The sequence below is a fragment of the Bradyrhizobium sp. SZCCHNS1022 genome (assembly GCF_032484835.1).
Classification (GTDB): domain Bacteria; phylum Pseudomonadota; class Alphaproteobacteria; order Rhizobiales; family Xanthobacteraceae; genus Bradyrhizobium.
This window is the reverse complement of record NZ_JAUETT010000002.1, coordinates 453731-475987: the sequence shown is the minus strand read 5'-3', so window position 1 is coordinate 475987 and position 22257 is coordinate 453731. Positions and strand designations below refer to the sequence as shown.

General features: G+C 64.1%; 29 protein-coding genes and 2 pseudogenes. 20 read left to right on the top strand and 11 right to left on the bottom strand.

All coding sequences use genetic code 11. From position 1 onward, the window contains the following. Window positions 1-50 precede the first annotated feature (50 nt). Complete coding sequence (locus QX071_RS15795) at window positions 51-320, top strand: DUF2312 domain-containing protein (RefSeq protein WP_315703636.1); 270 nt, start codon at window positions 51-53, stop codon at window positions 318-320. 155 nt (window positions 321-475) lie between these two features. Further along, window positions 476-673 (top strand): hypothetical protein, encoded by a 198-nt coding sequence (locus tag QX071_RS15790; RefSeq protein WP_315703635.1) that lies wholly within the window; start codon window positions 476-478, stop codon window positions 671-673. 51 nt (window positions 674-724) lie between these two features. On the opposite strand, the gene QX071_RS15785 is transcribed toward QX071_RS15790, so the two are convergent. Both QX071_RS15785 and QX071_RS15780 read right to left on the bottom strand, forming a co-directional pair. Next, window positions 725-1045 (bottom strand): hypothetical protein, encoded by a 321-nt coding sequence (locus tag QX071_RS15785; protein ID WP_315703634.1) that lies wholly within the window; start codon window positions 1043-1045, stop codon window positions 725-727. A gap of 87 nt (window positions 1046-1132) precedes the next feature. Continuing rightward, window positions 1133-1366 carry a DUF2171 domain-containing protein gene (locus QX071_RS15780; protein ID WP_315703633.1) on the bottom strand — a complete coding sequence of 78 codons (234 nt, stop codon included), beginning with the start codon at window positions 1364-1366 and terminating at the stop codon, window positions 1133-1135. On the opposite strand from QX071_RS15780, the gene QX071_RS15775 reads away from it, so the two are divergent. The 3 genes from QX071_RS15775 to QX071_RS15765 are packed head-to-tail and all read left to right on the top strand — an operon-like array spanning window position 1344 to window position 2283. Further along, entirely contained in the window at window positions 1344-1673 is a 330-nt protein-coding gene (locus tag QX071_RS15775) for a hypothetical protein (protein WP_315703632.1), read from the top strand. The genes QX071_RS15780 and QX071_RS15775 overlap by 23 nt on opposite strands. A gap of 53 nt (window positions 1674-1726) precedes the next feature. After that, on the top strand, window positions 1727-2074 hold the full coding sequence (locus QX071_RS15770) for a zinc ribbon domain-containing protein YjdM (protein WP_315703631.1): 348 nt from the start codon (window positions 1727-1729) through the stop codon (window positions 2072-2074). A 35-nt stretch (window positions 2075-2109) separates the two neighbouring features. After that, entirely contained in the window at window positions 2110-2283 is a 174-nt protein-coding gene (locus QX071_RS15765) for a hypothetical protein (protein WP_315703630.1), read from the top strand. A gap of 96 nt (window positions 2284-2379) precedes the next feature. Here the strand turns inward: QX071_RS15765 and QX071_RS15760 are convergent, their stop codons facing one another. Then, window positions 2380-2619, bottom strand: coding sequence for a hypothetical protein (locus QX071_RS15760; RefSeq protein ID WP_315703629.1), 240 nt, complete (start codon window positions 2617-2619; stop codon window positions 2380-2382). 414 nt (window positions 2620-3033) lie between these two features. Here QX071_RS15760 and QX071_RS15755 point away from each other — a divergent pair, with 414 nt between their 5' ends. Both QX071_RS15755 and QX071_RS15750 read left to right on the top strand, forming a co-directional pair. Continuing rightward, window positions 3034-3249: a hypothetical protein gene (locus QX071_RS15755; protein ID WP_315703628.1), complete on the top strand. Its 216-nt coding sequence runs from the start codon at window positions 3034-3036 to the stop codon at window positions 3247-3249. Window positions 3250-3420: 171 nt separating this feature from the next. Beyond that, on the top strand, window positions 3421-3648 hold the full coding sequence (locus tag QX071_RS15750) for a zinc ribbon domain-containing protein (RefSeq protein ID WP_315703627.1): 228 nt from the start codon (window positions 3421-3423) through the stop codon (window positions 3646-3648). A gap of 37 nt (window positions 3649-3685) precedes the next feature. Here QX071_RS15750 and QX071_RS15745 read toward each other — a convergent pair whose 3' ends face one another. The 6 genes from QX071_RS15745 to QX071_RS15720 form a co-directional block, all read right to left on the bottom strand. Further along, entirely contained in the window at window positions 3686-4408 is a 723-nt protein-coding gene (locus QX071_RS15745; RefSeq protein ID WP_315703626.1) for a DUF3750 domain-containing protein, read from the bottom strand. Between the two features lie 148 nt (window positions 4409-4556). Continuing rightward, entirely contained in the window at window positions 4557-5420 is an 864-nt protein-coding gene (locus tag QX071_RS15740) for an SH3 domain-containing protein (RefSeq protein WP_315703625.1), read from the bottom strand. A gap of 102 nt (window positions 5421-5522) precedes the next feature. Next, the gene (locus QX071_RS15735; protein ID WP_315703624.1) at window positions 5523-6380 is read right to left on the bottom strand and encodes a DUF2066 domain-containing protein; all 858 of its coding nucleotides are present in this window, start codon (window positions 6378-6380) and stop codon (window positions 5523-5525) included. Between the two features lie 74 nt (window positions 6381-6454). Further along, a complete protein-coding gene (locus QX071_RS15730; RefSeq protein WP_315703623.1) occupies window positions 6455-6754 on the bottom strand; it encodes a copper-binding protein in 300 nt (99 codons plus the stop codon). An 820-nt stretch (window positions 6755-7574) separates the two neighbouring features. After that, window positions 7575-8426, bottom strand: a complete 852-nt coding sequence (locus QX071_RS15725; RefSeq protein ID WP_315703622.1) for a 3-hydroxybutyryl-CoA dehydrogenase — start codon at window positions 8424-8426, stop codon at window positions 7575-7577. Between the two features lie 141 nt (window positions 8427-8567). Then, window positions 8568-9467 carry a LysR family transcriptional regulator gene (locus tag QX071_RS15720; RefSeq protein WP_315703621.1) on the bottom strand — a complete coding sequence of 300 codons (900 nt, stop codon included), beginning with the start codon at window positions 9465-9467 and terminating at the stop codon, window positions 8568-8570. Window positions 9468-9702: 235 nt separating this feature from the next. Between QX071_RS15720 and QX071_RS15715 the strand changes: the two genes are divergently transcribed. The 7 genes and pseudogenes from QX071_RS15715 to QX071_RS15685 all read left to right on the top strand — a co-directional run bounded on the left by QX071_RS15715 (window position 9703) and on the right by QX071_RS15685 (window position 16285). Further along, window positions 9703-11100, top strand: a complete 1398-nt coding sequence (locus tag QX071_RS15715; RefSeq protein ID WP_315703620.1) for an MFS transporter — start codon at window positions 9703-9705, stop codon at window positions 11098-11100. A 44-nt stretch (window positions 11101-11144) separates the two neighbouring features. After that, window positions 11145-12248, top strand: coding sequence for an amidohydrolase family protein (locus QX071_RS15710; RefSeq protein WP_315703619.1), 1104 nt, complete (start codon window positions 11145-11147; stop codon window positions 12246-12248). Continuing rightward, entirely contained in the window at window positions 12245-13342 is a 1098-nt protein-coding gene (locus QX071_RS15705) for an amidohydrolase family protein (RefSeq protein ID WP_315703618.1), read from the top strand. The genes QX071_RS15710 and QX071_RS15705 overlap by 4 nt, the downstream gene beginning before the upstream one ends. Next, on the top strand, window positions 13339-13752 hold the full coding sequence (locus QX071_RS15700; RefSeq protein ID WP_315703617.1) for a Rieske (2Fe-2S) protein: 414 nt from the start codon (window positions 13339-13341) through the stop codon (window positions 13750-13752). The genes QX071_RS15705 and QX071_RS15700 overlap by 4 nt, the downstream gene beginning before the upstream one ends. Before the next feature lie 112 nt (window positions 13753-13864). Then, on the top strand, window positions 13865-14320 hold the full coding sequence (locus tag QX071_RS15695) for a hypothetical protein (protein WP_315703616.1): 456 nt from the start codon (window positions 13865-13867) through the stop codon (window positions 14318-14320). Window positions 14321-14481: 161 nt separating this feature from the next. Then, window positions 14482-14910 (top strand): annotated as a pseudogene (locus QX071_RS15690) (DUF2231 domain-containing protein). 59 nt (window positions 14911-14969) lie between these two features. Next, window positions 14970-16285, top strand: a pseudogene (locus QX071_RS15685) (PQQ-dependent sugar dehydrogenase). A gap of 58 nt (window positions 16286-16343) precedes the next feature. Here QX071_RS15685 and QX071_RS15680 read toward each other — a convergent pair. Continuing rightward, the gene (locus QX071_RS15680) at window positions 16344-16808 is read right to left on the bottom strand and encodes a DUF6496 domain-containing protein (RefSeq protein ID WP_315703615.1); all 465 of its coding nucleotides are present in this window, start codon (window positions 16806-16808) and stop codon (window positions 16344-16346) included. A 240-nt stretch (window positions 16809-17048) separates the two neighbouring features. On the opposite strand from QX071_RS15680, the gene QX071_RS15675 reads away from it, so the two are divergent. The 6 genes from QX071_RS15675 to QX071_RS15650 all read left to right on the top strand — a co-directional run bounded on the left by QX071_RS15675 (window position 17049) and on the right by QX071_RS15650 (window position 21239). Continuing rightward, complete coding sequence (locus QX071_RS15675; protein ID WP_315703614.1) at window positions 17049-17264, top strand: hypothetical protein; 216 nt, start codon at window positions 17049-17051, stop codon at window positions 17262-17264. 86 nt (window positions 17265-17350) lie between these two features. Beyond that, the gene (locus QX071_RS15670; protein ID WP_315703613.1) at window positions 17351-18112 is read left to right on the top strand and encodes a DUF72 domain-containing protein; all 762 of its coding nucleotides are present in this window, start codon (window positions 17351-17353) and stop codon (window positions 18110-18112) included. Between the two features lie 451 nt (window positions 18113-18563). Beyond that, window positions 18564-19511 (top strand): hypothetical protein, encoded by a 948-nt coding sequence (locus tag QX071_RS15665; RefSeq protein WP_315703612.1) that lies wholly within the window; start codon window positions 18564-18566, stop codon window positions 19509-19511. A gap of 208 nt (window positions 19512-19719) precedes the next feature. Next, a complete protein-coding gene (locus QX071_RS15660; RefSeq protein ID WP_315703611.1) occupies window positions 19720-19926 on the top strand; it encodes a hypothetical protein in 207 nt (68 codons plus the stop codon). A gap of 113 nt (window positions 19927-20039) precedes the next feature. Further along, complete coding sequence (locus QX071_RS15655; protein WP_315703610.1) at window positions 20040-20420, top strand: hypothetical protein; 381 nt, start codon at window positions 20040-20042, stop codon at window positions 20418-20420. 144 nt (window positions 20421-20564) lie between these two features. After that, window positions 20565-21239, top strand: coding sequence for an HAD family hydrolase (locus QX071_RS15650; RefSeq protein WP_315703609.1), 675 nt, complete (start codon window positions 20565-20567; stop codon window positions 21237-21239). A gap of 39 nt (window positions 21240-21278) precedes the next feature. On the opposite strand, the gene QX071_RS15645 is transcribed toward QX071_RS15650, so the two are convergent. Continuing rightward, window positions 21279-22115 (bottom strand): HD domain-containing protein, encoded by an 837-nt coding sequence (locus QX071_RS15645; protein WP_315703608.1) that lies wholly within the window; start codon window positions 22113-22115, stop codon window positions 21279-21281. Window positions 22116-22257 lie beyond the last annotated feature (142 nt).

Here is a 22257-nt window from a genome sequence, read left to right as displayed (position 1 = left end):
GGCAACATCTTGGCTCGCATTTTCACCGTCTCATTCAGCAAGGAGACACCATGTCAGACATCGGCATTCCCGGCGGCCGGATCAGGTCTTTCGTCGAACGGATCGAAAATCTGGACGCCGAACTGCAGGAGATCAGCGAGCAGAAGAAGGAGGTCTTTGCTGAAGCCAAGGGCGAAGGTTTCGACGTCAAAATCCTCAAAGAGATCATCAAGCTCAGGAAGCAGGACCAGGAGGAGCGCGACGAGCACGAGACGCTGCTCGACATGTATCTGCGTGCGATGGAATCCGCCGAAAGCGAACCCACCGCCAAGGCTGCTTGAGACCCGTATCCACGCGCTTGGTCACGCGACGGGCGCGCACCTCGCGATGGACACATCGGGGGAACAACAACTGAGCCAGGCGGTATCCGCCGCCTTGCTGCCGCCGCTCGTCGAGCCGGGCACTCACATCGGCTCCATCATGGGAATGCTGCGACATGAAGACAACAAGGCTGACCGAAGTCCTGAAACGCATCGAGGCATGGCCGGCGGACGCTCAGGACGACCTGGCCGAGTTCGTGCTCGTGCTCGACGCCGGGGTCAAGAGGGCCAATACCAGCCGCACGCGCAGCGATTGGCCGGCATCGCTCGCGGCCTGTGCGCCGTCACCGAAGGCACCGACCCAGAGGGTGTAGGATCGGTTGAGCGACCGGCAAGTCCATCACATCGAAATCGGCCGCCGCCACTCACCGCGGCCAGTGGCGATAATAGGCGCCGAAGCCCGGGCTGCACCAGAAGCTCGGATAGCCGGCATAGGCGCTTGCCCAGGGCGGATGATCGCCGGAGCAGGCCTCGTCATCGGCGTTGCGCCAGGCATACGGGCCCCAGCGCCAGCCGCTATGCCAGCCTGGCCCGTGGCGCCAGCCGACGAATTGCACCGGCACGGCAGCGATGAGCCGAGCGCCGGCCGAAAGCGCCGCCACCGGCGCAGCCGATGCCGGCGCAATTGCACTTGCCGCCACGACGCCGGCGACACACAGCGCGCCTGCGACATCCAAGATCCGCATGGCCAGCTCCTCTCGCACTTTCCGTTACGCTTGCCGTTGCGCCTTCCGGCGGAGACGCTGGCCTCCGCCGTGATGCTGAACGTGCGCCTATTTCTCGTCTTCCAACGTGACCGCCACGGCGCCAATCGCCGAGAGCCGCACCTTGTCGCCTTCCACGTCGGCGACCAGACCCTTGTCGATGTAGTGATGATGACCCTGGTGGCTGCCCTGGCCGCTGTCCTTCCGGGTCAACTTGATGCGATTGCCTTCGACGCGGTCCACGGTGCCGACGTGCACGCCGTCGGCGCCGATCACATCCATGTGCTCCCTGATCTCCTTCATAGCCAGCCTCCTCTGCGGCAAATCGCGCGGCGCGATGCGGGGCCATCGCAATCGCGCGGTACGCCGCCTCTTGGTGAAAGATGCATCTTTCAACCGGCTGTCGTACCCGACGTTCCCGACGCCCGCCGCACGCACGCATCAATTGATTTTGCTTCAAATGATCTTGCTCAAGTTGATAGCGATTCACCTGAGCCTCGCCACCCGTCTGGCTCGGTACGCAGGCCGGCGCGAGCAGCAACTGCCAATCACTCGCATCAATGGAGACGGCAGCTTCACTCCTTGGGGCGACGCGCGACGCCGCGCTTGACTTCCCCGGCTCCGCTCCTATCGGTTTGCCTCACTGCAACAGATGAGGTCACCATGGACGCGATGACATGCCCGCAATGCCGATCCGAACACGCCTATCAGGACGGCGCGCTGTGGGTCTGCCCGGAATGCGGCCATGAATGGAGCGGCGAAGCCGGCGCGGCGGCCGAGGCCGCGGACGATGCGAGCATTCGCGATGCCAACGGCAACGTACTGGCCGATGGCGACAGCGTCATCGTGATCAAGGATCTGAAGGTCAAGGGTTCGTCCTCGGTGGTCAAAGGCGGCACCAAGGTGCGCAACATCCGGTTGCAGGAAGCAAGCGACGGCCACAACATCGCCTGCAAGATCGACGGCATCGGCCAGATGAATTTGAAATCCGAGTTCGTCCGCAAGGCCTGAGCGCACGCTGCGCCAGGATGAGATGCGAGGAGACCATGAACGGCAATCGCACCTACGGCATCCGCATCGAGGGCGCCAAATACGGCGTCGGATTCGGCTCGGCGCTGGCCATCGCGATCTCCTACACCAACAATCATTCCATCCTGTGGGCGATCATCCACGGCATTCTCGGCTGGCTCTACGTGATCTATGTGGCGCTGTTCCGCTGAGCCGCGCACCCACATGCTCCGCACACCAGCAAAAAATGGCTCCCTTTCGGGGAGCCATTTCAATCGATCCCTGCTCGATCGGTATCCTGCAATTCGTTAGTCGTCCCAATCGTGATAGTGGTGACGCCGGATGATCACGGTCCGATCGGCGTCGCGATCGTACCAGCCGCGGTGGAAGCCGCGATCGTGGTAGTAGACCCGCGGGCCATAGTCGCGGCCGTAATAATGGTCGCGGTCCACGCCGACGCGGACCCCGACCCCCTCGGCGCTGGCGATGGTCGGCGCTGCTACGGCGATGGTCGCAAGCGCTGCGAAAACGTAGGAAAGTTTCTGCATGTCCTCTCTCCTCTCGTTACCCTGGGGAGAAAACGAAGCCACCAGAACGCCGTTCCGGTTTCGGCGGCGAAACTTTCTTGAACAGCCATTCAGTCTGTTCCCAACTTAGCAAGCCGAGCCCCGCGTGCGTGCTGACCGAGCTCAGCTCATTCAATGTGCAAAGCTCGATGCTGCCTCGCCCAGGAGAACGCAGGCGCCTGCTAGGCCAAGCGGCGCCACGCCTGGGGATATTGCGGGCCCATGCTGGTGATTCAGCGCCTCAAGTCGACTGAGGCGAGCAAGCGCGGAACCCTTCGGACTGCCCACGATCGAATGGCAGAAGGCGCCCGTAGAATCACGGCCGGGATTCACCACTTGGCATGAACCCTGCTTTCGTAAATCCAACCGGGTTCACTCTTTGAAGGCAGGAATACCGTGCTGGTCACTCTCGTCGCACTGCTCTGCAATGGCCAAGTCTGCATGGAGAAGGTGGTCACCAACAGCGAGATGTCAGGAATCACGATGACCTCGTGTGCCGTGAACGCGCAGATCGGCATCGCCGACTGGCTCTCCAAAGGGCCGTATCAAGCCTGGCATTTGCAGAGCTACAAATGCATCGCCGGCAAATATACGCCGAAGAGCAGCGCGTAGGACGCTGACGTCAGGGTTGACCGAGCTGTCGGCTCCGCAACGCGGGCCTCGTCATTTCCAGGACAAACTGCGCGCAGATCGGGCCCAAACAGCCGCTCTTCGAGGCAATCGCGATGGAAATTGACTTGGCCCGGTTTCTGCAGAGTGGTCGCGTCCAACAGGAGACGCGGCATGCCGCTCTATAGCTTCCATTGCGCCAAATGCGCCGACGACATCGAGTTGCTGATCGGAGTGGCGGAAACACCGGTTTGCCCGACCTGCGGCGGCAAGAAACTGACCCGGCTGCCGTCGCTGGTGGCAGCTCCTGGGAAGAGTGCGGGCATCATAAAGGCGGCACGCGCCCAGGCGGCGCGCGAAGGGCATTTGAGCAATTTCAGCCGCAGCGAGCGCAAACGCTGAGGCGCTTGCGCTCGGTTGAGCCAATCTCGCCGATCGCTCACACCAGTGGCATTCCGATCCGGCCGAGGCCGGGAAACTTCAGCGCCGGCCTGCGGAGATCGACGCCGAGCACGCCGCCGAAAAAGTTCAGTTCGAGGCCTTCGATCCAGCCGACGGTGAGCCCAAGATAACCGCCCAGCGAAGCGAACACGCCCGTGCCGGATGGGGTGAGGCCCCACCAGCCCGCGACCGGAAAATCCTTGCCAATGGCCGTCGGTGGCAACACCGCCTTGAGCTCCGGGACCGCGTTGAGCGAGGCCTGCACGAAGGTGTTGGAGTTCGGCCCGGGCCAGGCATTGTAGTCGCCATAGGCCCGAAACCTGTAGCTCTCGATCACGCTGCGGATCCTGGGAATGACGTCCCGAGCCGCTTCGCCGTCGACCGCGAGCACCACCTCAGGCACCGCGCCGAACCAGCGGCCATCGGGTGCGAAGCCGTCGACCCGGATCGGTTCGCCCCAGGCCGTGTAGTCGTAGCGCGTGTAGCGCGGCGCCCCTTTTTCCTTCACCACGATCCAGGTGTGGACGGCGAAGATGCCGCGCCAGCGTACCGTGCGCGCGGCGAAGACGCGGACCACAGCATCCGGTTGCGCAGACGGAGGCGGCAACAGCCCTGCGCTCGAACGCTCCGCGGCTTGCCAACTGCCACGCCGGTCGTCGCGCAGGTAATTTACGGCCGATACGGAGATCGGCACGACGAGGAGCAGCAGAAAGACCAGCACGAGCTTCTTCAATGGGCAACGGATCGGGCGAGACGTTAGCGAGGACCTTGGAGGTAGTCATTGAGGCCATGTTGCCAGTCCACCACACGCATGGAAAGACGCCGGGCACGAGGCCAGGCATCCCGCAGTCGCCCTCAATCAATGCGGCTCAATGCGGATGGCCGGGTCCGCCGCCTCGCGGGCCACCTACGCTGCCGATATGGGGTGCAACCCCCAGGGCCGCGCCGCCGCCGATGCGCGGCACGCCACCGATCTGAGGAACTCCACCGATCGGAGCACGCGGAGCATTGATCTGGGCGCGAGCCGCCAGCGGAGCCGCGCTTGGTCGCGCGATGTTGGGCTGCGCAAAATGCGGCGTGACCGTCGGGCGAACGATCGGGCCGGGCGCGAAGCGCGCGCCGAGAGGCGTCCCCGGCTGTGCACCGCCGAATTGCTGCGGAGCGACCCGATGCCCGATGCCCACGGTGCCTCCTGCTCCATACCCGCGCTGCGCAAAGCCGCCCGGCGGGAACGGATGCGCTCCGGGACCAGCGACGTTCGGCTGAGGCGTCACGCCTGCCCCCGTCTGTCCGGCGAAATCAGGATGCTGGCGCGGTCCATATGCCACCAATGGCGGATGATGATGCCAGTAGCGGTTCCAATAGGAATGGCGGTGATACCAGGGTCGACCGATATAATAGCTGCCCCAGTAGCTCGGCACGACAAACGGCACGATCGGCACGTCATCGACGTAGTCGGGCAGATAGACGTATTGCCGTCCGTAGAGGTAGGCGAGTGAAGTCGCGGCGACCCAACCGCGCTCGCCAGCATAGCTCACGTCGCACCAGGCGCCGCCGCGGATGCAGCCATGGATGTTCACGCGAGCGCCGGCGGGGATGCGATCGACAGCAGGGAATCCGGTGCCGGGTCCGGCGCGCAGAGTGACCATGTTGCGCACGACGCCCGGCGCCGCGATTGCGGAGACCGGCGCGGTCGCCAACAACGCAGCCGCGATCCATGTCCTGAGTGTCATGATGATAGCCTCCTATTTGAAGAAGGAACCCAGGAACGAACTCGCCGTTCCGTGCACGCAATGTCGCACCGGAAGCAGCCGAAATAGCGGCCGAAATGAAGGCTAATGCGGCTCGCCGTTGCCGGACAGGATCTGCGCGGCGCCGCCGAGACCTCGCCGGAATGCTTCATCGAAAGTGACCCCACCGAAGCGCCACCGGTGCGACTGACCATTGAGGTCCAGACGCCACTCGGTGCTCCAGCCGAGCGCATTGTCGTCCCAACTAAGCTGCCCGATGAGGATCGCCTCTGCGCCGCGCCGGGTCAGCGCTGGCGCAAAATCCGCGGGAGCAGCGGCGGCGAGGCCGGTCGGCTCGCTCCTTGCTTGCGACAAGGCTGCATCGTCCGGTAACACGATCGTAAGGCCGCGCTTGACTGCCGCCGCAGCCAACGCCTCGCGCTGCAGCTCCGACTGACGGCCATCGGACATCACGACATAGCTGCGCCCGCCCGGCACCATGACGACGCCGACGCCGAGCACCGGACGATGCGAGAGCCAGGGCTTGAGCCCGAAGGTTGCAAGCAGATCGTCGATCTTCGCTTTGTCGAAATCGACGATGAGATCAAACGGGCGGTCGCGGGTGCCCTGCTCGTCGCGCTTCGGCGTGCCCGACATCTGATCGTGATAGTCGAAGCCGGTCACGAATTCGGCGGCGTGCGCCTTGTAGGACAAAAGTCGAGGATCTCCGGCGAGCTGCAGCCCGCCGGAGACCTTGATCAGCACGTCCTCGAGGCAGGCGGCAAAGCCGACGCCGCGGTTCGGCTCGCCCTGGCCAGTGACGATGGTTTGGGCGCGATAGAGTTCATCGGCGTGTGCCGATTGCGAAAGCACCAGCAATGCGGTGATCAGCTGGATGGCGAGGATGAACGTCACGCCGCGACGCACCGATTCCGTCGCCTCATTGGCTGATCGCCGCGACATCATCTCCGCTCGACGTCCGTTCGCTCCCCACGTGATCGAACGCATCGCTACCGCTGCCCCTCGGTTGGATCGAACTATTTCTGCCGATCGAGCTTGGTGATCGTCTTGCTGCCACCGTTGTCGGAGGTCGCAAAGGTCACGCGATCGCCGGCATGGACGTTCTCGACCATCGCATTGTCCTTGATCTTGAATTCCTCCGCGGCGCCGGAGCCGTTGGCGCCCACGGTCCCGGTTTGAATGCGTTGAATCGAGATCGTGCCGTTCAGCCGGTTGATCCCGGTCACCAGGCCGGTCGCACCTTGCTCGGCAGCGATTGCCGGCACACCGATCGCGACAGCCGCGATCCCTGCCAGAATTATCGTTGCTGCTCTCATCGGCCTTCTCCTGACTGTTGATCCCGGGAACAAGACGCCGCGAATCCATTGGTTCCCGGGAACCTGCATTTCAATACTCTGCAAACGCGGCAGTATGACGAATGCCGATCGGATGAAGACTTCCGTTTCACTCATACGATCGCGCAATCTCTCCTTTGCGCAATTGCTAATGACATTCCGACTCGCAAGTCAGACGTCAGCACCTCCAACTATCTAGTTTATCGTCAGAAGCGAACAAGCATCGTCGCGGCACTTACGCACACACAATCACATCAAGAGCGCCTCGCGATGCGTGGCACCGCCGGCGGCAAGCCTCCATTCATCATTGCGTCACAAAGCGCCTTGACAGCGCACCGCCAGAGGAGGAGCATCGATTTCGTTAGTGCTTCGATTGCAGTCACATAAGCGACAGCAACCGCAACACTGACAACCGCAACAGCAAAGGGAGGTTTGATGACGCCCCCTCCGTATCAGATCCGCTGAGTGCGTCGGTATTCCTTCGGACCTGCGCATAGCGGCAAAAACCACGAACGGCACGCCGGGTCGAGGATTAGTGGGCCGCATCAGTGAGGCATGGCCCCTACCCGCCCGGCGCTGTGCCGTTTGAAGCGTGACATCCCAGTTCTTGATGCGGCAGCCGTCGAAGACTCCATTGCGGCGATCGAGCGCAGTCCGCACCATCATGCAACGATCCTGACGCAACGGCGATTGCGCCAAATTGATTGTTGATGTCGGAAAACCGGTTTGAAACGATGATTGCCGGTCTCGTCATCGCGCGGCGGGCGCCTTCAATGCCGCCCGCCGCGGCGAGAACCTGCCGCTACTTACTGTAATCGTAGAAGCCCTTGCCGGTCTTACGACCGAGCTGGCCTGCGGCCACCATTTCCTTCAGCAGCGGCGCGGGGCGATATTTCGGGTCGTTGAAGCCATTGTAGAACACTTCCATCACCGACAGCATCGTGTCGAGGCCGATGAGATCTGCAAGAGCAAGCGGGCCGATCGGGTGATTGCAACCGAGCTTCATGCCTTCGTCGATGTCTTCGGCCGTTGCGATGCCTTCCGAGAAGGCGAAGATAGCTTCGTTGATCATCGGGCAGAGAATGCGATTGACCGCAAAGCCCGGGCTGTTCCTGGCGGTGATCGCAACCTTACCGATCCGCTTGGCGAAGGCTTCGGCTATGGCAAGCGTCGCATCCGAGGTCTGCAGGCCGCGGATCAGCTCAAGCAGCGCCATCATCGGCACCGGATTGAAGAAGTGCATGCCGATGAAACGGTCCGGCCGGTCCGTCGCGGTCGCCAGCTTGGTGATCGAGATCGACGAGGTGTTGGTCGCGATCAACGCCTCCGGCTTCAAGATCGCACAAACGTCCTTGAGGATCTTGAGCTTCAGCTCCTCATTCTCGGTCGCAGCTTCGATGACGAGATCGCATGCGGAAAGCTTGCTCCTGTCGGTGGTGGCGGTGATGCGCGAGAGCGCCGCCTCCTTGTCGGCCGCCGTCAGCTTGTCCTTTTTCAAGAGCCGATCGAGGCTTGAGCTGACGGCAGAAAGCCCGCGCTGGACTGCTGCATCTGAAATGTCGATCATGATCACGGGTACGCCGGCGACAGCGCAGACCTGCGCGATGCCGTTGCCCATGGTGCCCGCTCCGATGATGCCAACCGTCCCAATCATGCTCGTACCCTCTTCGTCTTTTTCGTCTTCGTCCTGCGCCAAGGTCTTGCGCTAAAGTCCTGCACCAAGGTCCTGCGCCAAGCGCGATGCAGGCTGCTTAGCAGGCAATCCCCGCAACCGATAGGTCCCGTATCCGGGCTGTCAAGCCGCACCGCTGACGCGTGGCGGGCTGGTCGCGGCGACAGCATGGAAAGCGTCGCGAATCGCCGTCAGCAGGGCTTGCACGCGTGCGAGGCTGGCGCGCGTCGCCGGCACCAGCGCCTTGACCCAGAGATCCGGAATCGGAATCTCAGGCAGCACTTCGACCAGCGCGCCCGTGCGCAACGGCACGGCAACCGCCGCCCGGGACACCACCGCGATCCCGCTGCCGGCGCGTAGCGCATCGATCAGAAGCGCGTTGTTGTTGCTGACAAAGCGTGGGCGCACCGCGACCGTGATCACGCCGGTCTTGCCTTCGAAGGTCCACACCGGTCCCATCGGCGTAAACACAAGGCAATCGTGGTTGACGAGATCACGGACGTGATGCGGAGAGCCTCGCCGGGCCAAGTATGAGGGAGAGGCGCAGAGCACGCGCGGAAACGCAAGCAACGGCTCCTCGAGCACGCCGTGGAAGGACGATGGCATCATCGTCAGCACGATATCGAATCCTTCCTCCACCGGATTCACGGTCCGATCGACCAGAACGGCCTCCAGTGTGACGCGCGGATATTCGATCTGAAACGAGGACAGGATTTCAGCAAGGTCGATGGCCATCGGCGAAGCCGGTGCCTTGATCCGCACCTGTCCCTCAAGCTCCTGTGGCGATCGCATGATGCCTGCGACCATCTCGTCATATTCGCGCACGATGGCGCGGATAACCTCGAGATAGCGCTCGCCGACTTCGGTGAGTTGCAGGCGCCGGGTGCTCCGTCGCAGGAGTGTGCAGCGCAGCGACCATTCGAGCTGCCCGACCCGCTTGGTCAAGACCGATGGTGCAATCCCGAGCTGCCGGCCGGCCTCGGAGAAGCTCCCGGCACGGACCGTCGCCACAAAAGCCTTCATATTCAAAAGGCTATCAGTCATTTCATCCAATCAGGAAAAGATATCACGCCAAAATAGCCTATTCTCCCTCGATCTCGAAGCAAATAGCCTTCTCCTGCAAACTGCTTTGGCAGCGGGCGCGACCGTCGGTTGCGCTTCGCGATCGGTCGCTCCGCCCAGAACCGCCGATCAGTTGCCGACGTGGTTTGCAGCAAGCCGTCAAAAACAAAACAACGGCCATGGGGAAGGAACGACAATGAGCGCATCCGCAATCATTGATGTCAGCGCTGTGATCGAGCGCCAGCGCCGCAATGGCCTGGTGCTGACCGTCATGATGCTGTCGACGGCCATGATGTTTCTCGATGGATACGACCTGCATGCAATGGCGTTTGCCGCGCCCGCGATTATCCGCAACTGGGGTATCGACAAGGGATCGCTGGGCATCGTTTTCAGTGCCGGCGTGTTCGGTATCCTCGTCGGCGGTCTCGTCTTCGGCTATCTCGGCGACCGCATTGGCCGCCGCCCGTCGATCGTGGCCGCGACGATCACCTTCGGCGGCTTCAGCCTGCTGACCGTCTGGGCCGGCGATCTGCCTGCGCTGATCGCGCTCCGGTTCCTCGCAGGCCTCGGCATCGGCGGCCTCGCGCCTTTGTGCTATTCCCTCAACCTCGAATATGTTCCGGCCAAATACCGCGGCACGGTCGTTGCGATCATCATGCTGGGCTATGTCGCCGGAGGCAGCGCCGGCGGCGTGATCGCGGCCTGGCTGGTGCCGCATCTCGGCTGGCAGATCGTGTTCTGGATCGGAGGCGTGCTGCCCTTGGCCGCGGCCGCGCTCTGTTTCTTCACCCTTCCCGAGTCGATCAAATTCCTGGTCGTGCACGGCAGGCGGCCAGACGAAGTCGCCCGCATCCTCAACCGGATCGAACGTGATCTTGGGGCCCAACCGCGCGCGCGCTTCATCATCGACGAGGAGCAGCAGCCCGGCCAGTCGGGCCGCGGCCTGAGTTCGAAGCTCGCCGCCTTGTTCGATGGGCAACTCGCGCTGATCACGCCCCTGTTGTGGCTGGCCTACATCGCAAGCTCGATGACGATGTTCTTCCTCGGCAGCTGGACACCGATCCTGGCCGAAGCGTCGGGACACACGCCGGCGCAGGCCGCGTTCGCACTCTCGATGTTCAGCCTCGGCGGCGCGATCGGCGCGCTGATCGCGGGCTGGATGCTGGACAAGTTCGGCGTGCTGGCCATCGCCATCGTGCCGATGATCGCATCGCCCCTGGTCGCTTCGGTTGGCCTGGCCGGCTTCAGTGACGGCGCATTCCTCGGGGCCATGGCCTGCGTCGGCTTCTTCGTCATCGGAGGACATCAGGGGCTGAACAGCGCCGTCGGCCAATTCTATCCCAGCGCCAACCGATCCACCGCAGTCGGTTGGGCATTATCCGTTGCCAAGATCGGCTCGATCACCGGCCCCTTGATCGCGGGCTTGCTGCTCGCCCGGCACCTGCCCGTCTCCAATCTGTTCCTGCTCGCGGCGCTGCCACCCCTGGTGATGGCTGGCTGCGTGCTTGCGCTTGGACTGTCGCAGCGCCGGCATGCCGCCGCCGTTTCCTCCGAAGCAAGCCCAGCAAAGATGGACCAGGCCGCGCCGGCGTGATGCGCGGATGCGGACCATGAACCGCCTCTAAAGGGAGCAAACCGATGAAGATGCCTTACGCAGGAGCGATCGATTGCGATCTGCACATACCCGCGCCCAGCATGGCGCAGCTCCTGCCCTATCTCAACGACTACTGGCGCGATCAGATCGTCAATCGCGCGATCGACCGCATGCCATTTGCGATGACGAGCTACCCGCCGAACGCGCCGATCAGCATGCGCGCCGACTGGCGACTGCCGGCAACGGCCGATCCGCTCGAAGCGCTGCGCGCGCATGTGCTCGACGCATTCGGACTCGATCTCGCCATCGCCAATGTGATCCATGGCTGCGTGGCGCTCCACAATGACGATATGGCCGCAGCCTTGTGTCGCGGCGTCAACGACTGGCTGCGGGCCGAGTGGCTCGATCGCGAGCCGCGGCTGCGCGGCTCGATCCTGATCCATCCGCAAGACATCCAGCAGGCGGTCACGGAGATCGAACGGCTCGCGCCGGACGATCGCTTCGTCCAGGTGCTGCTGCTGGCGATGGGCGAGCGGCTGCTCGGCCGGCGCGAGTTCTTCCCGCTCTATGAGGCGGCAGAGCGGCACGGGCTCGTCATTGCCGCGCATGCCGGCAGCACCTATCGCTATGCGCCGACCATCATCGGCTGGCCCTGTTATCAGTTCGAGGATTATGTCGCCCAGGCGCAGGCGTTCGAGAACCAGACGGTGAGCCTGATCGCCGAAGGCGTATTCCAGCGCTTCCCCAGGCTCAAATTCGCCTTCCTGGAATCCGGCGTGAGCTGGCTGCCGGTGACGATGTGGCGCACGGACAAGACCTGGCGCGGCGCCCGCCCCGAGACGCCCTGGGTCGACCGCTGGCCGTCCGAGATCATCCGCGAGCATATCCGGCTGACCATCCAGCCGTTCGACGCCGCGGACGCCACGGCCGTTGCGCAAACGCTCGACCGCATCGGCTCGGACGAGATGCTGCTGTTTGCGACCGACTATCCACATTGGCAGTTCGACGGCGACGACGTGCTGCCCGACGGACTGCCCGAGACTGCCCTGAGCAGGATCCTCGCCGGCAATGCGCGCGCGACCTATCCGCGCCTCGCCCAGCGCGCAGCCGGCGGGACGACCCAAGCGATCAAGGAGGACGTGCGATGAACGCTCCATTTCTCGAACAGAAGGCGCGCCAGACACTGTCGGTCGTCGACTGCGACATCCATCCGGCGCATCGCACGCCGGGCGAATTGCTCCCTTATCTCGAGCCTCGCTGGCGCGAGCACTATCAGACCTATGGCGTGCATGTGCGACAGGCGCTCTCGAATTCGCTGATGTTCCCGCGCATGATGGCGGCAGGCATGCGCAGCGACGCGTTGCCCCAGAGCGGGCCCGCGGGCTCAGACCTCGACATGCTGCGCAGGCAGCATCTCGATCCGGTCAATGTCGAGTTCGGCCTGTTGATGGCGCTGAGCAAGGGCGGGATGGAGGAGCGCAATCCCGGCTTTGCCGCCGCGATGTCGCGCGCCACCAACGACTGGCAGATCGACCGCTGGGTCCGCGAGGAGCCGCGGCTGCGCGCCGGCATCGTGGTGCCCCAGGAATTCCCCGAGGCGGCGGTTGCCGAGATCGAGCGCTGTGCCGGCGATCGCCGCTATGTGCAGATCATGATGTCGTCGCGGCCCTCCGACCCGCTCGGTCATCCCCGCTACTGGCCGATCTATGAGGCCGCCGAGCGCGCCGGCCTGCCGATCGGCCTTCATCCCGTCGGCTACAATGGCGGCCATCCGTCCACCGGTTCGGGCTGGCCAACCTATTATCTGCAGGAGCACTATGTGTTCGTCGCCTGCATGGAGTCGCTGGCCGCGAGCTTCATTCTGGGCGGCGTGTTCGAACGCTTTCCGAAACTCAGGATCGTTCTCGTCGAAGGCGGCTTTGCCTGGGCGCCAACGCTGGCCTGGCGCATGGACAAGCACTTCGAGAAATTCCGCAAGGAGGTGCCGCATCTGAAACGGCGGCCATCGGAATATCTGCGTGAGCACATCTGGTGGACGACGCAACCGATCGAGGAGCCGGACCACGCGCGCCATCTGATCGAGATCATCGACTGGATCGGCTGGGACCATCTGCTCTATTCATCGGACTATCCGCACTGGGACTACGACAATCCGAGCTTCTCGTTCAAATTCCCGATGACGGAGGAGCAGCGCCGCAAGATCTTCAGGGACAATGCCGTCGCATTGTATCGCCTGTCATGAGCCGGCACGTGATTTGTGCGGCGGACCAGCTGCCTCCGGGTGCGCGGAAGGTCGCGGTCGTCGACGGCCGCGAGATCGCGCTGTTCAATGTCGAGGGGCGGCTGCATGCCCTGCTCAATCGCTGCCCGCATGGCGGCGCGCAGATCTGCAACGGCGTGGTCACCGGCATCGCGCGCTCCTCCGGCCCGGGTGACTACCGCCTGGAACGCCAGGGCGAGTTCCTGCGCTGTCCCTGGCACGGTTGGGAATTCGAGCTCGCCACCGGCCAATCCTGGTGCGATCCGGGTTCGACCCGGTTGCGCAACTATGAAGTCAAGCTCGAGGCCGGCGCCGAATTGGTGAAAGGGCCCTATGTTGCGGAGCGCTATCCGGTGACCATCGAGGGCGCCTATGTCGTCGTCGAACTCTGATTAGCCTACTTCAGCTCAACGGCACCGCCGGAACGATTTCGCCGGCCCGCTCGTTCGCATGGTTCGGACCGGACCGAGGTCGGTCACGGATGAACCAGGTGGAGCGGCTTCCATGGGCGGCGGAACGGGCGGCGCTGAAACGTTTTGGGGCTGGGGGATCGGCATTCTGATCCTCGGTCTGGTCCTCGCTTATGCCGCGATACGCGCCGGCCGGCTGCGACCCGCCGAACGCGCCCGCCTTGATCAGAACACCAGGGACACTCTGCGGGCGCAGGACAAGATGGAGCGCAACGGCCCGGCAGGCGGTGACGCGCCGATCCGCAGCGGCATGCCCTATGGCGTCATCATTCCGATCGCCTTGGTCGCCTTCGCGATCGTGCTGATGATCTGGTCGTTCGCAGGCGACCGCGTGCCGCGACAGGACGCCCAGACCGCGAACCAGCAGACCACCGGCAGCGCCGTGCCGAAGAAAAGCGAGCCTTCCGCCCCCGCGCCGGCAATGCCGCGCAACGACGCCGGAAGCGATAGCGCACGCGGCACGCAGGGACCGCTGAACAAGAGCCAGTGAGCGGAAGGACCGTTTCACGCCCCTCTTGCCTGGAACGTGCCGCGCGCATCCACTTCGGCGGCACTGAGACGGTGGAATGCCGGACGGCAACCAAGAAAGGAACCGGTACGGCGCAGTCAAGTTGGCGCAGCATCCTTCTTGTCCTGCTGAGGAGCTGTGCTGTGACGATCGCCGACACCCCACCCCCCATCCGCCTCGAACCGACCGTTCAGGTCGCGCGGCACCCGATCCATCCCATGCTGGTGCCGTTTCCGATCGTCTGTTTCATCGGCGCGCTCATCACCGACATCGTCTAGTGGCGGACCGCCGAAATGATGTGGACCGACATTTCAGCCTGGCTGCTGCTGGTCGGCCTGATCATGGGCGTGCTGGCTGGAATTGCCGGACTGATCGACTTCCTCGGCAATCCCCTGATCCGGGCACAGACGCCGGCCTGGCCCCATATGCTCGGCAATCTCCTGGTGCTGGTGCTGGTGTTCTTCAACAACATGGTCCACACGCGCGATGCCTGGACATCGGTCGTGCTGACCGGCCTCATCCTCTCACTGATCACGGTTCTGATCCTGCCGGTCACCGGCTGGCTCGGCTAGTCGATGGTTTATCGTCACGGCGTGGGAGTGGTCCGACGACAGGCTTCAGGACGTTCCGCGTGGCGCCGCTGTTCACCACGCTGCTGCTCGGCAGCGCAGCGTTCGGCCTGGCCGGATGCGATAATGGCGGCGATCCCAAGGCCGAGGTCGGCGCCAATCCACCGCTGCCGGCGCTCCAGCAGTTCCTGCTGCCGCCGATGAAACTGGCGACCGTGGTGGACTGGAAGGAGGGCGAGATGCCGACGGTGGCGCCGGGCCTGAAGATCGAGGCTCTGGCGACCGGCCTGCAGCACCCCCGCTCCCTCTACACGCTCCCGAATGGCGACATCCTTGTCGTGGAGTCCAAGGCTCCGCCGCCGCCCCCGCCGAAGCGCCCGAAGGACTTCGTGATGGCCTGGGTCGAAGCCTGGGTGACCTCCGGCGGCAACACCGGGCCGAGCAACCGCATCACGCTCCTTCATGATGCCAATGGCGACGGTGTGCCCAAAGCCAAGAGCGTGTTCCTCGACCACCTCCATTCACCGTTCGGCGTCGCGCTCGTCGGCAACGACCTCTACGTCGCCAACACCGATGCCATCGTTCGTTATCCCTACACGCCGGGCGCGACGCAGATGACCGCACCCGGAACCACCTTGATGCCGCTCCCGGGCGGTCCGATCGACCACCACTGGACCAAGAGCCTGACCGCAAGCCCCGACGGCAACCTGCTCTATGTCGGCGTCGGCTCGAACAGCAACATTACCGAGAACGGCATCGAAGCCGAGAAGAACCGCGCCGATATTCTCGAGGTCAACCGCGCCAACGGCCGCTGGCGCATCTTCGCCAGCGGCCTGCGCAATCCGAACGGATTGACGTTCGAGCCGCAAAGCCACGCGCTCTGGACGGTCGTCAACGAACGCGACGAGATCGGCCCCGACCTCGTCCCGGACTACATGACTTCGGTGAAGGACGGCGGCTTCTATGGCTGGCCTTATAGCTATTACGGCCAGCATCTGGACCCACGTGTCATGCCGCAACGGCCCGATCTGGTCGAAAAAGCCATCGTACCGGACTACGCCCTGAGCTCGCATGTCGCGCCGCTCGGCCTCGTCTTCTACACCGGGACCGCCCTGCCGCAGGCCTATCGTGGCGGCGCCTTCGTTGGCGAGCACGGCAGCTGGAACCGGACCCCGCTCAACGGCTACAAGGTCGTCTACGTCCCGTTTGCGGATGGCAAGCCGAGCGGTCCGGCGCAGGACGTGGTGACGGGATTCTTGAACGGCGACAACCAGGCGCGCGGCCGGCCGTCGGGCTTGCGGTCGACAAGACCGGAGCGCTGCTGATCGCCGACGACGTCGGCAACACGGTATGGCGCGTGACCGCCGCGGGAGGGTGAACAAAGGAGCGCCGCGAGCCCTGAAGCCGCGGCGCTCTCACTTTAGTACCAAGCCGATTCAGTTCGAACGAAGCGCGTTTTCGAGCTGGCGCTTGCTCATCTTCGAGCGGCCTGCGATCCCGCGCTTCTTCGCCTTGGCATAGAGCTCCTGCCGCGTCGCTCCGCCCGAGCTCCGCGTGCGCGATCGCGCGGCTTTCTGTCCCTGTGCGATCGGCTTGCGCGCATTGCGCCCGCGCATCGCCGGCGTGCTTTCGCGACGTCCCCTGGCGCCGACCCGCGACTTGCCTTCGCGCTCCTGCTGCGCGGTGCGCCCTTCAGCTTCCTTGCGCTCGGTGCGCTGCAGATTGCGCTTGTTTCGGCGAGGGCTCTCATAGTTGGATGCCCCCGCCTCCTCCAACGCGATGGCGATCGCCTGCCGCCGGTTCTTGACCTTGCCGCCGCGGCCGCTTCGCAGTTCGCCGTGCTTGAACTCATGCATCACCCGACCGGTGATGCGCCTTTGCCGTGCAGATTCCTTTACCATCGCAACTCTCCCGTCATGGCGCAGAAACACGTCGACGCAGGTCAGTGTTCCGTGGTGCTAGCTGATGCAATGCTGAACACCCCCGACGGTTTCGAACAGAGATCGAAGAACGAGCGGGCAGCGCACGCAAAAAGTTCCGCCGCTACAATCATTTTTTGATCCGCATGCCATAACGTGCGTTAGCGACTGCCCAGCGGCATGGTTGGACACTGTCGGTCACAGATGATGGAGACCGTGCAGATGACCACAACGACGATCACGCGCAATCGGCGCAAGCAAGCGATGTCTTTCGACCACCGCCTGCGGCAGGTCGCAATCGACGCGCGCGAGGCGGCACGAGTGCTGCCCGAAGGAGAGGAACGGAACACACTCCTGAAAAAGGCACTTCAGGCGGAAACGGCTGCGCACATCAATGCATGGCTGGGCTTGCCCAATCTGCGCGGACGGTCGGGCTAAGCGTCCGACCTGGTGAGTTCGGCCGGAACCGCAACCAACCTGATCGCTTGAGAGTGAGGAGAGCTCGGTACAATCAAGAGCGGACCATGGCGCGCATTCTCATCGGCACGTCGGGCTGGCACTATGTCTCCTGGCGCGGGGTGTTCTTCCCCAAGGAATTGCTGATCAAGCATCAGCTTGCCTATTATGCGAGCCAGTTTCAGACGGCCGAGCTGAACGGCGTGTTCTACCGCACCCCGACCGAAAATGCGGTGCGCAGTTGGCGCGAGCAGACCGGTCCGGATTTCGTCTTTGCCTGGAAGGCCTCCAAATTCATCACGCATTGGAAGCGCCTGTCGGACCGCTCCGTGAACAGCCTGGAACTGATGGAGAGCCGGCTTGCGCTGCTCGGCGACAAGGCCGGCCCGGTGCTGTTTCAGTTGCCGCCGCAGTTCGAGGCCGATCCCGAACGTCTCGGCGCCTTCTTCAAGCTGCTGTCGAACAAACGCCGCTGCAGTTTCGAGTTCCGGCATCCGAGCTGGTACTGCCCGCGCATCATGCGCATGCTCGCGGACGAGAACATCTCGCTCTGCCTGTCCGACCATCACGACGCGCCGGCGCCGTGGAAGCGCACCGCCGATTTCGTCTATGTGCGCGGGCACGGGCCCAGCGGGGATTACAAGGACAACTATCCGCCCGCCGCGCTCGGCGCCTGGGCGAAGCGCATCCGCTCGTGGAAGGCCCAGGGCTGCGATGTCTTCGTCTATTTCGACAACGACCAGAAGAGCGCAGCGCCCGCCGATGCCCTGAAGCTGCGCGGTCTGCTCGAACCGGGAATGCGCGCCCCGCACACACGTCGTGCCGCATAGCTCGCCGATCCGGCGCCCCGTCCGGCCCGAGGGGCCGACATCGCCTGACGGGCGCCTACAGATCGTGCTGCGCCGCGGGTCGGCGGCAAGGAGCAAGCGATTTTCGGTTGGCAAGGTCCATCTGGCATTGCAAAATAACGCTGGACGGTGCCCGGGCGAACGCAAAGCGGTCCCAGATTTACCAAGCAATTGCCTTGGTTTGGACAAATCCGGCTGGACTGTGGGGCGTGGCAGGGATGGTCCAGCAATGCGCCCCGGCAAGGTTGGGACGCCGGCGCGCTGGCTGACGTTGGAATTGAACTTCGAGCTGGAAGTGAACGGCGCCGCCGCAGACCATGCTGGCGCGAGGACAACCGGTACCAGTTTGCGTCGACGCCGCCTGTAAGGCTTTATGATACACGCAAAGGCCGCAACCCTGCTGATGCGGGCGGCCAAAGAGGACGGATCGCCAATGCTTTCCACGCCACCTGTCGCCGACCCCAATCAGCAACCTAAGGGTGTGATCGATCCGGAGATCATTCTGGCCGCTCGGGCCGACCGCGTAGCAGCTCCTCAAGGCGCGGACGCCGCGCGGCGCTCCGAACGCCAGGGGCCGCGGCCGGCCGACATTCCCGTTCCGGCGGTCGATACCAGCCTGCGCGTCGCCGACACCGGCGCGGAGGACGAACCGGCCGAACGCACCTCGATCGCCACCTGGGCGGTCCGGACCGTGGTGGCCATCCTGTTTGCGGTCGTCAGCGCCGTCGGGGCCGCGGCTTGGCAGACCTACGGCGACCAGGCGCAGGAGATGGCCGCGCGCTGGATTCCGCATATCTCGCTGTCGTCGACCTTTACAGGGAAAACACCTGCCGAGCCCACCCAGGCAAGTACCGACAGCCCAACGAAGGATAGTCAAAGCACGACCGCTGACGCTGCGCCGGCGCAGCCCACCCCGGCCGCTGCGTCCGCGCCCACTGCAACGGCAGCAGCCGTGCCCCCCTCGGATCAGACCCAGCTGCTGCAGTCCATGGCCCATGACCTTGCGGCGATGGGGCAGCAGATCACCGATCTCAAAGCCAGCATTGCCCAGCTCAAGACCGGGCAGGACCAGATGGCGCGCGAGATCGCGCGCCTGTCGGAGAAGGCGGAGCGCACCAGCGAGGCGAGATCGTTCGATCCCAGGGCGATCGAGCAGACGCTGCGTCCGCGACCTGCGCCGCGGCCAGCGACCGCTGCGACAGGCGCCGCCCCTGCTGCAGCCCCCGTACATCGGCCGCGACCCGCTGCGCCGCCCGCACAGAGCGTCTCGGCCCCGCCGACCGGGGCTGCGCCGATGCCGCTGCAATCGGCTCCTGCCCCGCAGGCGACAGCCGATTCCGACGGCAATAGCGTGGTGCGGCCGCCGATGCCGGTGCGTTAACGCGGCGAATTTGAAGCTCTGATCGATTTCTTCGTGCGCTCTTTGCCGCAACCGTCGGCTGTCGCCAACAGGCGGCCGCAGCGGACGCTGCGAAATGCTTGAAGGCACGCGGGTGTTCACGTTATGGAACTACACCTGCAAGCGCAGCCCGCGATCGAGGCCCCGTTCGCCGCAAGGCTGTCGATAGCAAAGCATTGGCGAGGAGCCCATGAGCCTGACCGACCCGACCGTCCTGAGTGCGTCTGAGCTCGCCGAGCGCATCGCACTCCTGCGCGACAATATCCGCCAGATCACTGAGCAGGCAGCATCTCAATCGGGAGCCGCCGACGAGGAGCGCAATGCCGACCGCCTCGCGCAGCAGAGTGATGAACTCGATCTGCTGCTCAAGGAGCAGGAACGCCGTCTGAACAAATAGGCGGCAGCATTCCCGGGAGGGAGCACGACGGCGGTTTTGCTGCAGCGCGCTCGGTGTTGATCACGACTCATTGGCGCGCTAGCCTTGGAAAAAACAGCGGGAGGTTTCCAAGGATGCGTTATGTGTTGTCGATGGCGGCGTTGCTGATGATCGCGGCGCCGGCACAGGCCGAGCCCCGGTCCACCTATGTGACTTTCGTGCTGCAGGCCTTTGCCGCCAAGGTCGAGTGCCCTGGCACCGAGCTGGTCTACCAGGACCTCGTGCAGAAGGCGCAGGAGATGCACATGCCCGATGGCACCACTGAACAGGTGCGCAAGGCCATCGCCTATTTGCATACCGGCGGCAAGATGGGTGAGCGCCAGGACGATACGCTGATGTCCGAGGTGGCGCTGGCGACCCAAACGACCGATCTGGACCAGCGCCGGCTCGGCATGACCGCATGGTGCGCAGACCAGAAGACGCGTCTGGCCGGCTTTATCCGAGCGAAGAACTAGTTGCTGCGGGTAGCCATCCTCGCCCTCACTCACACGTGACGGGGCCGGGGCCGGCAAGCGATCGAACCGTTGGAGATCTCTGCTAGGCAGGAACGCGCCGTCTTGCGCATTGCATCACGGCGCCCCCTGATAAGGAGACCTGCCATGCGCATGGAAACCGCCTTTCTGTTCGATCTCGACGGCACGCTGGTCGACAGCGTCTACCAGCACGTCCTCGCCTGGAAGCGCGCACTCGACGCCGAGAACATCGAGCTCTCGGTGTGGCGCATCCACCGCAAGATCGGCATGAGCGGCGGCCTCTTCACCAACCAGCTGCTCCGCGAGACCGGGGTAGCCATCGAGCCGGATCGGATCGAACGGCTGCGGCGGGCCCATGCCGAGGCCTATCGGCAACTTGGCGACAAGGTGCGGCCCCTGCCCGGTGCGCGCGAACTGCTCACATTCCTCACCGATTCCAACATTCCCTGGGCGATCGCGACCAGCGGTCGCATGGAAACCGCAGCGATCAATCTCGCGGCGCTGGGCGTCGATCCGCACCAATGCCCCGTGGTGACCCGTGACCAGGTGCGCTACGCCAAGCCCGATCCCGACCTGTTCCTGGCCGCGGCGGCACGCCTCGACGTGGCGATCGAACGCTGCATCGTCGTCGGCGACAGCATCTGGGACATGCTCGCAGCCACCCGCTGCCGCGCGCTCGGGGTCGGCCTGCTCAGCGGCGGCTATGGCTCGGAAGAGCTGCGGCAATCCGGGGCCATTCGCGTCTACGAGGACCCGGCCGATCTGCTCGGCCATATCGACGAAGTCGGCGGCAGGCGCTAACGCCCTGACCTGAGGCCGAAGGCGCGGCGGGCTCGCGACTCAGGTCTGCGGCCCCGACAGCGAGATCTCGCGCTCGGCGCGAAACACGTTGGCATAGAGGTTGGCGATCCACTGCCGTCCGGTCGAGGTCATGTTGAGGTAGCGGATCTCGGTCTGGATATGCGGGGCAACGCTGTTCCAGTAGAACTGAGGATAACGATCCACGATATCGGCGGGCGACTCGTAACCGAGCTGCCGGTTGATCCCAACCTCCTCGAACTCGTGATAGAGCGCGTTGGCCTTGCGGATGTAGTTGGGGTCGCCAAGCTGTCCGATCAGGTCTGCGGCGCGCACGATCGACTGCTCCTCGTCGAACTGCTGCCCGGCCAGGGGCGGAAAGCGTGTGCCCTCGATCGCGCGCGCGATGCGCTCCTTGTCGAGCGGCGCCACACCTTCGATCCGCTTCATGACGTACAGCTTGGAACGGTCGACGTGGTACGGCATCAGCCCCGCATCCGAGGAGCCGCGCGGCAGCCGGACCTTGCGGCCGGGCTCGTCCATCACGTAGCCGTCCTCGTCATCGTCCGCGAACAAGCCGCGGACATAGCCTATGTCGTGCAACAGGCAGGCGATGATGACATGCGCATAGTCGTCCGCGGTGAAATGGCTATGCAGCGCACGTCCGCGCAGGATCTCATGTCCGGCGAGCGTCACCAGAAGCGTATGCTCGACGTTGTGATAGAGCGCATCGCTGTTGCCGATGCATTCGAGAGCTATCCGCGCCGCGGCCGGCACGACTTCGGAGAGTTGCGTGTTCGACGAACCGAAACGACGCCGCATATAGGAGCCGAGAAACTGCTCCAATGCCGTGGCCGCGAGCTCCGGTAACGTCATCATTGGGTATTGCCCCGCTTCAGCCAGCCTGACGCGTTCGCTCCCGCCCCTTCGTCCACCGCCTACGGAACATAGCCGAGATTGGTCCCTCCGGCCACAACCTGGATGATGCCGCCGGGAGTCTACGGAGATCTCGTTGCTAAAA

Bases quoted from the DNA above. Each gene is read 5' to 3' on its own strand.
- QX071_RS15795 (WP_315703636.1), top strand. From the start codon at position 51: ATGTCAGACATCGGCATTCCCGGCGGCCGGATCAGGTCTTTCGTCGAA.
- QX071_RS15790 (WP_315703635.1), top strand. From the start codon at position 476: ATGAAGACAACAAGGCTGACCGAAGTCCTGAAACGCATCGAGGCATGG.
- QX071_RS15785 (WP_315703634.1), bottom strand. From the start codon at position 1,045: ATGCGGATCTTGGATGTCGCAGGCGCGCTGTGTGTCGCCGGCGTCGTG.
- QX071_RS15775 (WP_315703632.1), top strand. From the start codon at position 1,344: ATGTGCTCCCTGATCTCCTTCATAGCCAGCCTCCTCTGCGGCAAATCG.
- QX071_RS15780 (WP_315703633.1), bottom strand. From the start codon at position 1,366: ATGAAGGAGATCAGGGAGCACATGGATGTGATCGGCGCCGACGGCGTG.
- QX071_RS15770 (WP_315703631.1), top strand. From the start codon at position 1,727: ATGGACGCGATGACATGCCCGCAATGCCGATCCGAACACGCCTATCAG.
- QX071_RS15765 (WP_315703630.1), top strand. From the start codon at position 2,110: ATGAACGGCAATCGCACCTACGGCATCCGCATCGAGGGCGCCAAATAC.
- QX071_RS15760 (WP_315703629.1), bottom strand. From the start codon at position 2,619: ATGCAGAAACTTTCCTACGTTTTCGCAGCGCTTGCGACCATCGCCGTA.
- QX071_RS15750 (WP_315703627.1), top strand. From the start codon at position 3,421: ATGCCGCTCTATAGCTTCCATTGCGCCAAATGCGCCGACGACATCGAG.
- QX071_RS15740 (WP_315703625.1), bottom strand. From the start codon at position 5,420: ATGACACTCAGGACATGGATCGCGGCTGCGTTGTTGGCGACCGCGCCG.
- QX071_RS15735 (WP_315703624.1), bottom strand. From the start codon at position 6,380: ATGTCGCGGCGATCAGCCAATGAGGCGACGGAATCGGTGCGTCGCGGC.
- QX071_RS15730 (WP_315703623.1), bottom strand. From the start codon at position 6,754: ATGAGAGCAGCAACGATAATTCTGGCAGGGATCGCGGCTGTCGCGATC.
- QX071_RS15725 (WP_315703622.1), bottom strand. From the start codon at position 8,426: ATGATTGGGACGGTTGGCATCATCGGAGCGGGCACCATGGGCAACGGC.
- QX071_RS15720 (WP_315703621.1), bottom strand. From the start codon at position 9,467: ATGAAGGCTTTTGTGGCGACGGTCCGTGCCGGGAGCTTCTCCGAGGCC.
- QX071_RS15715 (WP_315703620.1), top strand. From the start codon at position 9,703: ATGAGCGCATCCGCAATCATTGATGTCAGCGCTGTGATCGAGCGCCAG.
- QX071_RS15710 (WP_315703619.1), top strand. From the start codon at position 11,145: ATGAAGATGCCTTACGCAGGAGCGATCGATTGCGATCTGCACATACCC.
- QX071_RS15705 (WP_315703618.1), top strand. From the start codon at position 12,245: ATGAACGCTCCATTTCTCGAACAGAAGGCGCGCCAGACACTGTCGGTC.
- QX071_RS15700 (WP_315703617.1), top strand. From the start codon at position 13,339: ATGAGCCGGCACGTGATTTGTGCGGCGGACCAGCTGCCTCCGGGTGCG.
- QX071_RS15695 (WP_315703616.1), top strand. From the start codon at position 13,865: ATGGGCGGCGGAACGGGCGGCGCTGAAACGTTTTGGGGCTGGGGGATC.
- QX071_RS15680 (WP_315703615.1), bottom strand. From the start codon at position 16,808: ATGGTAAAGGAATCTGCACGGCAAAGGCGCATCACCGGTCGGGTGATG.
- QX071_RS15675 (WP_315703614.1), top strand. From the start codon at position 17,049: ATGACCACAACGACGATCACGCGCAATCGGCGCAAGCAAGCGATGTCT.
- QX071_RS15670 (WP_315703613.1), top strand. From the start codon at position 17,351: ATGGCGCGCATTCTCATCGGCACGTCGGGCTGGCACTATGTCTCCTGG.
- QX071_RS15665 (WP_315703612.1), top strand. From the start codon at position 18,564: ATGCTTTCCACGCCACCTGTCGCCGACCCCAATCAGCAACCTAAGGGT.
- QX071_RS15660 (WP_315703611.1), top strand. From the start codon at position 19,720: ATGAGCCTGACCGACCCGACCGTCCTGAGTGCGTCTGAGCTCGCCGAG.
- QX071_RS15655 (WP_315703610.1), top strand. From the start codon at position 20,040: ATGCGTTATGTGTTGTCGATGGCGGCGTTGCTGATGATCGCGGCGCCG.
- QX071_RS15650 (WP_315703609.1), top strand. From the start codon at position 20,565: ATGCGCATGGAAACCGCCTTTCTGTTCGATCTCGACGGCACGCTGGTC.
- QX071_RS15645 (WP_315703608.1), bottom strand. From the start codon at position 22,115: ATGATGACGTTACCGGAGCTCGCGGCCACGGCATTGGAGCAGTTTCTC.